This window comes from Calothrix sp. FACHB-168 (assembly GCF_963889195.1).
GTDB lineage: Bacteria > Cyanobacteriota > Cyanobacteriia > Cyanobacteriales > Nostocaceae > Aulosira > Aulosira anomala_A.
The window spans coordinates 719,273-731,763 of the sequence record NZ_CAWPNJ010000001.1 but is presented as its reverse complement, the minus strand read 5'-3'; the positions used below and the strand labels follow the sequence as shown (position 1 = coordinate 731,763).

13 protein-coding genes are annotated in these 12,491 nt (G+C 37.3%); 6 read left to right on the top strand and 7 right to left on the bottom strand.

Going from position 1 to position 12,491, the window contains the following annotated elements:
* The first annotated feature begins 53 nt into the window (after positions 1-53).
* Positions 54-500, top strand: coding sequence for an acyl-CoA thioesterase (locus tag AACW45_RS03010; RefSeq protein WP_190627423.1), 447 nt, complete (start codon positions 54-56; stop codon positions 498-500).
* Positions 501-568: 68 nt separating this feature from the next.
* Here AACW45_RS03010 and AACW45_RS03005 read toward each other — a convergent pair whose 3' ends face one another.
* Genes AACW45_RS03005 through menA form a run of 3 tightly spaced genes read right to left on the bottom strand, consistent with a single transcriptional unit; the run spans position 569 to position 3,869 of the window.
* A complete protein-coding gene (locus AACW45_RS03005) occupies positions 569-1,945 on the bottom strand; it encodes a 2-succinylbenzoate--CoA ligase (protein WP_190627421.1) in 1,377 nt (458 codons plus the stop codon).
* A complete protein-coding gene (locus AACW45_RS03000; RefSeq protein WP_190627418.1) occupies positions 1,939-2,949 on the bottom strand; it encodes an o-succinylbenzoate synthase in 1,011 nt (336 codons plus the stop codon). The genes AACW45_RS03005 and AACW45_RS03000 overlap by 7 nt, the downstream gene beginning before the upstream one ends.
* 23 nt (positions 2,950-2,972) lie before the next feature.
* Entirely contained in the window at positions 2,973-3,869 is an 897-nt protein-coding gene (menA, locus tag AACW45_RS02995; RefSeq protein ID WP_190627416.1) for a 2-carboxy-1,4-naphthoquinone phytyltransferase, read from the bottom strand.
* A gap of 315 nt (positions 3,870-4,184) precedes the next feature.
* Here menA and AACW45_RS02990 point away from each other — a divergent pair, with 315 nt between their 5' ends.
* The gene (locus AACW45_RS02990) at positions 4,185-5,627 is read left to right on the top strand and encodes a site-specific integrase (protein WP_190627414.1); all 1,443 of its coding nucleotides are present in this window, start codon (positions 4,185-4,187) and stop codon (positions 5,625-5,627) included.
* A 122-nt stretch (positions 5,628-5,749) separates the two neighbouring features.
* Here the strand turns inward: AACW45_RS02990 and AACW45_RS02985 are convergent, their stop codons facing one another.
* Positions 5,750-6,127 carry a hypothetical protein gene (locus AACW45_RS02985; protein WP_190627411.1) on the bottom strand — a complete coding sequence of 126 codons (378 nt, stop codon included), beginning with the start codon at positions 6,125-6,127 and terminating at the stop codon, positions 5,750-5,752.
* Between the two features lie 129 nt (positions 6,128-6,256).
* Between AACW45_RS02985 and AACW45_RS02980 the strand changes: the two genes are divergently transcribed.
* Positions 6,257-6,451, top strand: coding sequence for a hypothetical protein (locus AACW45_RS02980; protein WP_190627408.1), 195 nt, complete (start codon positions 6,257-6,259; stop codon positions 6,449-6,451).
* 529 nt (positions 6,452-6,980) lie between these two features.
* Positions 6,981-7,604, top strand: a complete 624-nt coding sequence (locus tag AACW45_RS02975; protein WP_190627406.1) for a SprT-like domain-containing protein — start codon at positions 6,981-6,983, stop codon at positions 7,602-7,604.
* 222 nt (positions 7,605-7,826) lie between these two features.
* Here AACW45_RS02975 and AACW45_RS02970 read toward each other — a convergent pair whose 3' ends face one another.
* Positions 7,827-8,249, bottom strand: a complete 423-nt coding sequence (locus AACW45_RS02970) for a hypothetical protein (protein ID WP_190627404.1) — start codon at positions 8,247-8,249, stop codon at positions 7,827-7,829.
* A 363-nt stretch (positions 8,250-8,612) separates the two neighbouring features.
* Between AACW45_RS02970 and AACW45_RS02965 the strand changes: the two genes are divergently transcribed.
* Positions 8,613-8,930, top strand: coding sequence for a hypothetical protein (locus AACW45_RS02965; protein WP_190627402.1), 318 nt, complete (start codon positions 8,613-8,615; stop codon positions 8,928-8,930).
* Between the two features lie 404 nt (positions 8,931-9,334).
* Positions 9,335-10,750, top strand: a complete 1,416-nt coding sequence (locus tag AACW45_RS02960; RefSeq protein WP_190627400.1) for an isochorismate synthase — start codon at positions 9,335-9,337, stop codon at positions 10,748-10,750.
* A gap of 301 nt (positions 10,751-11,051) precedes the next feature.
* On the opposite strand, the gene AACW45_RS02955 is transcribed toward AACW45_RS02960, so the two are convergent.
* Together AACW45_RS02955 and AACW45_RS02950 are read right to left on the bottom strand one after the other, a co-directional pair.
* The gene (locus AACW45_RS02955) at positions 11,052-11,348 is read right to left on the bottom strand and encodes a DUF2288 domain-containing protein (protein WP_190627398.1); all 297 of its coding nucleotides are present in this window, start codon (positions 11,346-11,348) and stop codon (positions 11,052-11,054) included.
* Positions 11,349-11,420: 72 nt separating this feature from the next.
* On the bottom strand, positions 11,421-12,458 hold the full coding sequence (locus AACW45_RS02950; RefSeq protein WP_190627397.1) for an AI-2E family transporter: 1,038 nt from the start codon (positions 12,456-12,458) through the stop codon (positions 11,421-11,423).
* Between the last annotated feature and the right edge of the window lie 33 nt (positions 12,459-12,491).

Below are 12,491 nucleotides of genomic sequence, written 5' to 3'. Positions count from 1 at the left end.
TAAAGCAGGCGATCGCCTGCTATTTTTATGCTGAACTTTTTGTATCAGTCAATATGTCATTCACTTATAACCGTAGCGTTCGCTTCCAAGATACCGATGCTGCTGGAGTAGTGTATTTTGCGAATATTTTAGGGATTTGTCATGAAGCTTACGAAGAATCTTTAGAAGCAGCAGGTATTGATTTAAAAGCTTTTTTTAGCAACCCTGCTGTGGCTTTTCCTATTGTTCATGCTAATGTGGATTTTTTGCGTCCTATATTTTGTGGTGATAAGTTGTTAGTTAATTTAATGCCGCAAAAATTAGGTGGAGAAAAGTTTGAAATTGCTTATGAAATTTCTTTGGCTGATGTGTTAGCGGCTAAGGCGATTACTCGTCATGTTTGTATTGATGTGAGTAGTAGAAGTAAGCAGGAATTGCCTAGCGAAATAGTCAATTGGTTGGAAATGAACCGCAGAGACACAGAGGAAGCAGAGAGAAGAAAGGCTAGAGAAATAATGTAATTCGTAATTCGTAATTCATAATTCGTAATTATTTTGTAGGGTGTGTTATGCCGGAGGCTAACGCACCTTTAAATTTTAACGGTACTTTGTGCGTTACTTGCTATTTGATGTAGTTGCTGGCGATTAATTTTACCTTGAGAATTGCGAGGTAATTCAGGTACAGAAATCCAGTGTTTTGGTATCTTAAATTTACACAGCTTATCTTGAATCACTGTTTTAATGTGTAATGCAGTATAAGCCTCTTTGGGTACATAAATTGCTGTTAATGCTTGTCCCCAATGATTATCTGGTACGCCAATTACACAAATATCATTAACCATTTGGGTGCTTCTAATAACCGCTTCTACTTCGCAGGGATATATATTTTCACCACCACTAATTATTTTGTCACTATTCCGCCCGATAATATTTAAATAACCTTGCTCATCTAAAAATCCCACATCATCAACTGAGAAATTCTGCCGATTATCCCAGAGATTTGGATAGTAACCAAGGGCTAAAGATTTAGCTTGAATAGTTATATTACCTGGTTGATTTCTATCCAAAATCTCGCCGTTTTGGTTGCGAATTATTACTTGCGCATGTGGCAAAATTTTACCAGAATTAACTTTACCACTAAGAAAATCATCAGGTTTCAGGGTAGCAATTTGTGAGGCGGTTTCTGTCATCCCATAGGTTGGTGCTAATCTAATATGATGAAATCGAGCTTTTTCTAATAATTCATCCCACGCAGGCGCACCACCAAGCATGACGGTTTGAAATTGCGATAACCAATTAGTTAAATTAGGGTTTTGTAAGAGTCGCTGTAATTGGGTTGGCACTAAAGATATAAAAAAATCCGATATATCTATATTATATATTTGACCTGATTCTAATGATTTAAATGGTAAAATTGCTAGCTTTCCGCCAGTAGTAAAAGAGCGCATAAACTGCATTAAACCACTGACATGATAAAGCGGTAATAAACAAAAAGAGTTAATATAATTTAAATTAAAATACTGTCTAAATCCTTGAACAGAAGCGATAAGAGTATCCCAAGTATGAATGGCAAACTTAATCTTTCCTGATGATCCACCTGTGGGAATCATAATCCAATTTGGGATTTTAGATTGACGCTGATAAATTTTTGGGGATATATTTATCGCTTCAGTTCCCCAAATAATATCAGGTTGAACTATATCAAAAACTTGTTCCCATTCCTGCGTTCCCCAATCAGGGTTACAAAGAAATACCGGACAATTAGCGCTACAAGCTGCGATAAAACCTGCTAAAAATTTCTCTGGCTGGCGTTCGGCTAAAATGATTTTTGGTGTTGTACCTGATGCACAAAAATTGATGAGTTCTAAATAAAATTCTTCAGCTAATTGCTGTAATTGCAAACTATCACAACCAATTAGCCAATTGCGTACGCCTAAATTTCTCAAATCGTTTAAAGGGTTTACCATAGACTTTCAAGCCAAGTATCTTCCTGTTGTTCAAACCAGTGGTTAGTACCAAAACCCACTGCCCGGTTATGCTGAGATAATTCTGCTGCTAGCTGGAGTGCGGCTTTTCTACCGATCGCAGTTTCAAATACTGATGAAAACACCGCATCAATGTTATGCTGTCGGCAAAATTGCCTTAATTTGGATGGTGAACCTGCGATCGCAGGTTTAATGACAAAAATCCCTCGCCAACCTTGTTGATATGCGGCGTTAAGCTGGGCGATGGTGGCGACAGATTCATCTAAAGCGATCGCAGTTTTATAGATTTGACTCAGTTGCAACATCCCCGCCAATTCCGTCACAGCTAGCGGTTGTTCGATAAATTCCATTTTTTCGCTAAATTCATCGCAATTTTCCAGCCATAACTTAGCTTCGGAATAACTCAATCCACCATTCGCATCTAATCGTAGTTTTGCGGTATCTGGTAAGCTGCGAATCAGTAAATCAAAAATTGCCAGTTCTTGCGCGATCGCATCAACGCCAATTTTCCATTTAAACGTGCGATATCCTTCTTTCCAAAGATTCTGCCATGCATTTAACGCCGCTTCTTTAGCAGGAAGTAGGGCGCTGTAATTGAGCATGGGGCATGGGGCATTGGGCATTGGGCATTGATTATTATCCAATTCCGCCAATGCTGACTCAAAAGCAAATTGACAGGCGGGTAAATCGTCGGGAATGGTGAAAATCGCCTTGGCTGTAATTTCTTGGGGTAGTTGGTGACAAAAATTTAAAGCTTGTGCGAGAGTTTCCGAACCAAACCAGCTAATAGGCGCAATTTCACCGAATCCCACCCTACCCGCATCATCAATCAACCGAATAATAATGCTTTCGCGGATATCCCAGTTACCATGACTCGTGGTAAGCGATCGCAAAAAATTCCGCCCGAACGGCCTAAATTCAAATTTGTAAGTCACATTGTCGAGAATCAATAGAGACGCGATTAATCGCGTCTGTACAATTTTCATTTGTCTCCCTTCACACCTAGCCTCTACAAGACGAACCCGATACCCAATAGCAAACAACTCCAAAAATGGACGGCGACGGCGATAAATTTAGAATTGCTGACTTTGTCTGGTTGGTTGTGATTTTGCTGCACGTGGCGACATAACTTAAAGGCTGAGGGTAAACTGAGCCAACTTAACAATGTCCAAGCGGGAAAAACGCCCCAAAATACCAAAATCAGGCTGAGGGGGTAAATACTGGCGGTAAACCAGGTGAGGAGTTGCGAACCTTGATCAGTTCCTAAGCGGACAATAGGCGATCGCTTTCCGGCGGCTATGTCATCGTCAACTTGGTGAAAGTGAGAGCAAAACAAAATTAAACTAGTAACAGTGCCAACTATTACCGAAGCTAGTAAGCTGGTTGTTGACCAAGTTTGGGTTTGGCTGTAGTAGGCTGCACTCACCGCCAACGGCCCAAACGCAAAAAAACAGAGAATTTCACCTAAACCCTGGTATCCTAAACGAAAGGGAGGCCCTTGGTACATATAGCCCAAACCACAGCAAAGCAGAATTAACCAAATCACAGTTAGGTCTTGTTGCCAAATTGCGATCGCTAGAATGCCCAGCAACCCTAAAATTAAACAAAGATTTCCTAACCAAAATACTGCTAATTTTTTCCCTGTTAAATTTACCAATGAATGATGTTTATTTTTATCTATACCCGTTTCCGAATCAAAAACATCATTGCTGATATTTTCCCAGGCTAAAATTAAAATCGCCGCCGCAATAAAAGTAGAAAATATTGCTCCATTAAAAATTTTTGTTTCTGCAAATGCTACGGTTGTTCCTACCCAAATAGGCATAATGGCAACGCTATACATTGGCGGTTTAATCGCCGCCATCCATAACTTGCCTTTGGGATATAAAATCTGCTTTGTAGTCATCAGCCGTGGTTAACTAAATTGCCATAAGCTTATACATCTTTTGATTTTATTATTTTGTGAGACACCAAATATTGCTAATTTGCAAAAAATTTTGGTTTTTACTCGCAGCATATTCTCAAATTGCAGCATAAAACTGAGCATGGCTTGTTGTGGTCTTGCAACACCGAAAACAAGGCAAACCATACTCTGGTGAAATGGCGACTTAATATGTTACCTGTAAGAATACGACCATGTTTAATTGCAATAGTGTAAAATGCTCATATATCAGTTATCTGATAATTCAATTTTACTCATTTGAGCATTGACTGAGCATTTATGGTTAACAGTGCTAAAACGCCAACTGGCAAGACTCCTAAAGGACAGATAGGTATCAGGGTTAATGGTACTGCTGTAATAGCTAGCTTTCCCCGGACTCACTTTACTAGCGAGAAAAATCAGGTAAGAAAGAGTATTGGCATTAGTCCAGCTAGCTTTGACCCTGAAGACAAACGGATCAAGCTACTACAACAGACGCTACAAGTAGAAATGGAGTCAGGGAAGCTGGATGACGGTAACGGATACTTCAATGAAATACGTTATCAACAGATACTCAAGCAACTGGGGTTTATAAATGACCTCAAGGTAGCTAAGTTACAGCTAGTTGCAACAAGCGGAAGTGACCAGTTACCACCCAAACCTCAGTTATCCCTATTGGAAATTTGGGATATGTACTGTGAATTTAGGTCTGACTTAAAAGGAAGTACATTTAATAATGCTTTTAAGGGTGCTTATCTAAACTTTATTAAGTCAGCAATTAAGGCTACTAACTCTGAAGATGCATTAAAAATCAGAAATTGGTTAGTAGCTAATAGAAATTTAGAGCAAGTTAAACGAGTTTTATCTCACTTATCCCATGCTTATCAAATAGCTTTACAACAACAATTGGTTAACCATAATCCCTATGAAGGGTTACTTAATGAGACAAAGGTTAAAGGTGCAAAAGGCAAAAAACAAAATGAAATAGAGACAGAGGTAGATGATGATGTATTAGATAAATCAAAAGCCTATACATGGGAAGAAGTACAATTAATACTTGAGTACATTGAAAATAATTCAAGAATTAAATATTGGTATCCGTTTGTTAAATTTAAATTTCTAACTGGCTGTAGAACGGGCGAAGCTATTGGTTTTATGTGGTGTGATGTACTGTGGGATAAACAACAGATATTAATTAGGCGCACTTATGATAGAAATACTAAAAGTTTTTACAACACTAAGACAGCGATAGGAGATCAAGAATTAATCAGAATTTTTCCAATGCCTCAAGACGGGGAATTGTGGAATCTATTAAAATCAATTCCTCAAGGTGAATTAAATGATGTGGTGTTTAAAAGTAAACAAAGTAATACACCTATAGATACTAATGTTTTCCATCGTGTATGGGCGGGAAATACTAAACAACAATGCAAAGGCATTATTCCTACTTTGAGAGAGCAAGGTAAGCTGACTAAATACCTAAGTCCATACAACACAAGACACACCTTCATTACTCACCAGATATTTGATTTAGGAAGAGATGAAAAAATAGTCAGTGCATGGTGTGGTCATGGTGAAATGGTTAGCCAGAAACATTATCAAGATATAGCTGATAGGGCATTACAAATTAATCCAGAGATACCAGCTAATCAACAATCAGTTAATCAGCAATCTGAGCTTGAACTACTTAGGGAACAAGTCAGAAAACTACAGGAAAAACTCGAACAAATGGAAAATAAATAATCAATATCAACTAAGCATAAAAACTCAAAAGGGAGTAGAAATACTCCCTTTTTTATGTCTCTAGAACTGTTTTCTAGATTTGTTAAACAAATTTGTTTAACAAATTATTAGATCATCTCTCCCTACTCACTTAGAAGCTTATAAGCCTTTTCCAGTAAGATATGCGCCGTACCCAATCTGATTAATTTCTCTTGGTCTACTCCATCTTGCCCTTGCATTCTCCTGTCATCATCCAGAGAAAAATTAACTAGTCCCTTCTGTTCATCAGTAGGTGTATTCATCTGCTCAATTATCTTGGCTAAAGCTTCAATACTAGCCAATCCAGGTGATTTTAAACCTTTACCTTGTCTAAACTGAGTGATAGCAGTCTGACAAAATGTCATCAGATAGATGATTTTATTTTTACTAAGTGTTGAGTTGACATTCTGCATCTGGTAGCGTCGGCACAAGTTGCGCAACTTCCTATCACTCAAGCCTTCTAATTCTTCCCTTGTAAACATAAAATGGTACTGTCCATTTTCTAATGGTGGATTTGGTAGGTAGAAACTTTCTCAGGGTAGATACCTACCAATTAAAAACAGTAACCAGTTGCGCGCATCTGATTCAAGCTTTATTTACATCTCTCAACAATGCCCAATCCCAGAGGAACACCCGAAAATTTAGAACCATCACAACCAAAGGGTGAGGAGCCGATGACGGCTAACCTCAGTTTTCGCGTTACTGAGTCAATGAAGGAAGCAGTTAAAGCACAAGACGACCCTGCCCAGTTCTGCCGGGATGCAATACAAGAGAAACTGGACAGAAACAAGCAATCAGAAGGCTAGCTAGACCGTTGTAGACGTTTCCAGCGTAAAGGTTTACACCTTCCGGGCTTAGACGACAACAGTTAAACTTTTAGCAACTGGAGAGTCACCAAATAATAATGGTAGTTTTTACCATAAACTCACCCACAAACTGTATTAACTGTGTGTAGTACAGTACAGTACAGTTTCTCAAGTAGAAATATTCATAAAAAAGCTAATTAAGAGCAAATAGGGCAATAAAATACTATTTACAGCAGATTAAAACAATATTAAGTAAAATTACTCATTATAGCTCTAGCTTATGGCGGAAATTCCAGTATCATAGAAATGGAATGTACCTTACAGAATTGCTCAAGGGGAGCCTGACACAAAGGCTCCTTGTTTATTTATGGAGGTGGAAAGTACTTTCCAGAAACTAGAAACCGCCAAGCATTAGTGACTTGTAACCCTTATCTAGCAATAGTTTTCTTGATATTTGCTTAGATGTAAGATAGTGGACTTGGAATGTACATTCCAAGTACATTTATGGAATGTACATTCCATAAATACAATGAAGAGCATAGAACAATCGAAACAAATAACGAAAATTTACCACGATCTAAATAAGAGCCTTTTTGATGACCAGTTAGCTAGCGAAATTTATGTAGGTGTCGGGAATATAAGAACTGACGGTTATTATATTCATAGCAAATGGGATGAAAAAACTAACACAAATCATGATGACCAAATATTGATTAATGAAAATCTTTTGAATGAATCAAAAGATATCTGGTTAAGTATACTTACTCATCAAATGATTCATAAGTGGCAGCATGACTCTGGAAGCCAGAAACCGTCAAAGCATTACCATAATAAAGAATATGTAGAGAAAGCAAAAAGTATAGGTTTGATAATGAAATGTGGCGATAGGAGTGAACAATCAATTGACCCTGACGGTAAATTCATGCAAGCAATTAAAACTATAGATGTTGAGGATTTAGCGAAGCCTAGAAATGTTATTTCACAGTTGAGTAAAGAATCAAAAAATGGTAAAAGATTTAAATTTGTTTGTCTCAAATGTGGACAGACTACAGATGGTAAATTTGACTTAAAAGTAGATTGCCATTATTGTAAAGAGCTAATGGTACAGCAAGAACGAAAGTGTAGACAGGCTAAGGATACAAAAACTAAATAATGTGTTGAAAATAAGCAAGCATTTACCATGTAATTAATCCATCTGTAAGCATTAATAAAACCTCATCTAGCAAAACAAGATGAGGTTATTATTTGTTGGTTTAAATGTCTTTAATATAACTATTTAGCTATATAAGAACTGTTAGCCTTTAGCTGTATCTCTGTTAGTAATATTTGTTAAACAAATTTGTTTAACAAGTTTAGAGATAACTATTACCACGACTTACACTAGCTTTTCACTAGTTACTTTCATGGCTTGTCGCAAGTCACCTATCAGTTGACCAACGTGTTTATAACGCTCCGAAGGTTGACCACTAGCTGACTTAGCTTTTGACTCATCTACTTTTGATTGATAGCTTTCAAGAATGCTATTAATCATTGCTAGTTCACTGACTATATCCTCAGCTTGTTCACCAATAGTAGGTGGTAATCTGTAAACCTGTGTCTTTACTCCATCGCCCCACTTATTAGTTCTACCCGCGCCAGTGCGTTTACCACCATGAGTATGCTTAACCTTGACTACTTCATAATCTGGGTTAGCTTTCACTGCATTGTCGCTGGCACTCTCTAGTGAGTCACTTTCTAGCTGGACAAGTAGCATCTCATCACTGGTAGAGTGCTTTAACTCCACTAGGTATTTATTCATTGATTTAACGTTGTAATGTACCTGACATCATCATAATTTGATTTTGTAACAGAATCAAGATGTTTGATATAACCATTCAGAGTGATTATGTTTTGATGTTTAGCTTGTAGAGAAATTTGTTAGACAAAATTGTTTAACAAATCCAGACATAAGCTTTATATGGCTATTTAGTAGGCAATTAGAATATACCCCCATAACAAATAACTAATTGCTAGTGGCATCACTACTAAAATGCTCACAATGCTTATCTATCAATAACTATAAATTTGATAAACAAATCCGTTAAACAAGTTTCTACATCACAGTAACCACGACTCATAAATCGCAATTACCATATCCCGTATTCTCTATTTCTATAACTCTATGAAAAATCTCATCCCGGTCGTAGGCTATGACGCTGTATGGCATCAAGATATTAAAGTTGCCTCAGATGACTGGTATCAGTGGCTAGAATCAGTTCCTAGTTTCCGCTATCAATGTGTAGACGGTAGTTTCACCGCTAGAAAGTACGGTAACTATTGGAATGCTTACCGCAAGCGATTCAGCAAGCTAAGGTGTGAATATCTAGGGAGAACTCAGGACTTAACACTGGATAGGCTACTAGCAGTCAGCAAGACTCTAGACCAACCTGACTGGGATTATTGGATGAGTAAAGCCGAGCGGAAAAGGTCAAAAGCTTAGGGTTATAGAAACTTCTCTCTGTAACCTGACTATTAGTTTGGTCGTGGCATGAGAGAAATTATTCAATTTACTGGCTTGTCCTAGCCTTTACTATTCTAGTTTGAATATGTAACAGAATCAAGCTGATAGATGTGAGCGTTATTAACAAGAGATTAACTGAATAACTGAAAGTACTGGCTAAATATTATGATTACAAATGAGCATCGGTTGAGCATTGTTTTTTAGTATAAAAATATACTTAAGATTGGCGCTCAAGTACTGAAAATAAGAGTTTTAAGCATTTTTTGAGCATTAATTTAAAATTAATGCCTGAAAGTACTGTAAAATCGTATTTTCAGGAATACGACCATGTTTAATTGCACTTTAGGAAGATAACTTAAAAAAAATTTACTATTACTAGATCCATGACAGTTTCACCATGTCGTCACAACCTCTTTGTAGATCGCAAAGGCCTCTACCAATTTCTGGAAGGAGTGCAGCAAAATTGCCTGACAAATAATAGTAGGCAAATCGTCAGTATCTCTCTAGAAATTGACTTGGTCGATCCTTTAGTGATCTTGGATACAATTTCTCAAGTTAATGAGATAAATTTTTATTTTGAAAATAAGGGTAAAGGCGAAGCGATTGCCGCGATTGATTCTGTAGCCGAGTTACATATTGATGGCAGCGATCGCTTCAGTAAAGCCGAGCATTTTATCAAAAATTCTCTCAAAAATATTATTAGCTTTGGAAATAATAACAAACCTTTTTCAGGGCCGCATTTTTTCTGTTACTTCAGCTTTTTTAATCAAAATTTTCAATCAGATTATCCCTTTCCATCAGCAACCATTTTTCTCCCCCGTTGGCAAATTTCTGTCAAAAATCAATCTTGTATGTTGGTAATGAATTCAGTCATCAATGCCAGCGTTAATATTTCTAAATTAATCCAAACTCTATTTAATAAAATCGAAATCATCAGTTCTTTAAAATATCACTCGCCAAAAATTGATAATTTTCCCAGCAATTATCAAAAAACTTCTGTTACCAACGCTGAACATTTTAAAAATTCTGTCTCATCTGCTTTAGATAAAATTCATGCCAAACATTTAACAAAAGTTGTATTAGCAGATGCTCTAGATGTAAAAGCCAGTCATCATTTTAATCTATTTAAATCTTTAAATAATCTCCGAGAAATCCATCCGAATTGCTATATTTTTTCTACAAGTAATGGTAAAGGACAAAACTTTATTGGCGCTAGTCCCGAACGTTTAATTAGCATTCGTCAACAGCAGTTAATTACTGACGCTTTAGCAGGTTCCGCACCCAGAGGTAAAACACCTGCGGAAGATGCAGCAAACGCCAATAGTTTAATTAATAGCGAAAAGGAAAAACACGAACATTCCCTAGTAATTGATTATATTACTCAGCGCCTCTCGCACATCGGCTTATTACCCCAGGTATTACCGCCACGTTTACGACAATTAACCAACATTCAACATTTATGGACACCCATTAGCGCCATAGTTCCGCCTAATGTTCACCCTCTGAAGATTGTCGGACAATTGCATCCTACACCGGCGGTAGCTGGCGCAGCGCGGGATATTGCTTGCGCAGAAATCCGCCGTTACGAAAACTTTGAGAGAGGTTTATATGCTGCGCCTTTAGGCTGGGTAGACTCTCACGGTAACTGCGAGTTTATTGTGGGGATTCGTTCAGCGCTAATAGATGGCGATCGCGCTAGGTTGTATGCTGGTGCTGGTATCGTCGCCGGTTCCGATCCAGAAAAAGAATTTGCAGAGGTACAATTAAAACTTCAGGCTTTATTAAAAGCTTTAGTTTAGCTAGAAATTATTTTTAAAATCAACCTTAATTTGTAGTGGACTGACACAGCTAAAATAGTGCATTAGTAAAACTCTTGTGGGATGGGCGTCTCGCCCGTCCTGGGCGGACAAGATGTCCACCCCACAAGAAAATTATATTGCAACATTTTAGGCGTGTCAGTCCAGTAGGGTGCGTTATCGCTTCAGCGTAACGCACCGTGTAAATATATTGATTGTGTTACAGCTATATTTGCATTGATAAGGTATATAAAAATTGAAGGTGCGTTAGCCTGCGGCATAACACACCCTACCATTTTTTAGATTAAGTATTTACCATTTCCTGCACTATTACGTATGGCTGAACAATCAGCGTTTGAAACCGTTTTTGCGGATTACTATTCCATTCTCCTAACTGTTCTGTTGAAGGTTTAGTAATTAATTGCTCATCAATCCATATTTGTACTTGGGGAATATTATCACTTGCGATCGCAACTCCCACATCTAACAATTCTAGTCCCTGTGCTACTAGAATTACTGCATCTCTTTTGACATGAGGAATTAGCCATTCCCATTCCGCCTCATCTAAATTTTCTGTCAAATCTGCTCTTAAGTCTGGCATAAATCCTCATCTTTTTATCAGCCTCAATTTAATTGTACATTTTTGTAAACACCAAAAACAAATGACCAATTACTAACCCTCTGCTTGCATTTCCTCAATTTCAAATAAAGAGACAATTACGCCAGCGATAGGGATAGATATAAAAACTCCTAGCAAACCTGCTACTCTTGCACCTACTAGCAATGCAAAAAATACTACTATTGGGTTTAGATTCAGCGCACCTTGCATAATTCGCGGTGCAATTAAGTTATCTTGGATTTGTTGAAGAATAATGCAAGCAATAAATACTTTTAAAGCTAGCCACACATTTTGAGATAATACAATTAAGGTGATAGTACTCACTCCTAATGTTGCGCCGATACCAGGTATTACATCTAATAAACCCACAATTACTGATAATAGTAAGGCGAAAGGCACGTTTAAAAGTAAAAATACTAATAAAGTCGCACTGGTTAAAAATAAAGTTAACAGCAATTGACCGCGAAAAAATCCTAAAAAGCTGCGTTGGATGACTTTATTAAATCTAGTGCGGCGTTGTCTGGGGACTATTTTTAATATTAATTGCCAAATTTTCTCGCCATCTAAAAGCATAAAGAAAGCAATCACAGAAATTAAGATAAAAGTGACAAAATTAGTTAAAAACTGTTGTAAAATAGTTAAGCTATTAACTAAGCTATTAACAGCTTGATTACGTAATTGCTCTTGAATAAAGTCTAAATCTATTTGCAAGTTGCGGTTGCGTAAAAATGTTTCTAATCGCTCTATGAACGGAGCTAAAGAATTTAAAAAAGTAGTGATACTATCTACTAATTGTTGACCTTGGGATAAAACAGCTAAACCTAAAGTGATTGCTATTCCCCCAATAATCACAATGCTAAGGAGGAAAACCAAAAAAACAGCGATACCGTGGGGTAAAAAACGCCGTAGCCATTGTACTGGATAGCTGAGTAAAAAAGCTAAAATAGCGGCGAATGTAAAAATTACAATCACCCCTTGAAAGTATTCTAAAAGTAGGATGCTTGCCCAGCCAGAAGCTACTAAAAGCAAAAAACGGACTAACGCTAAATTATTTAATCGTTCCCAAAAAGTCTTAGCTTCAAAGGCGCTCATAAGGAATTCAAAAAAGGCATTGTATTTAAACCT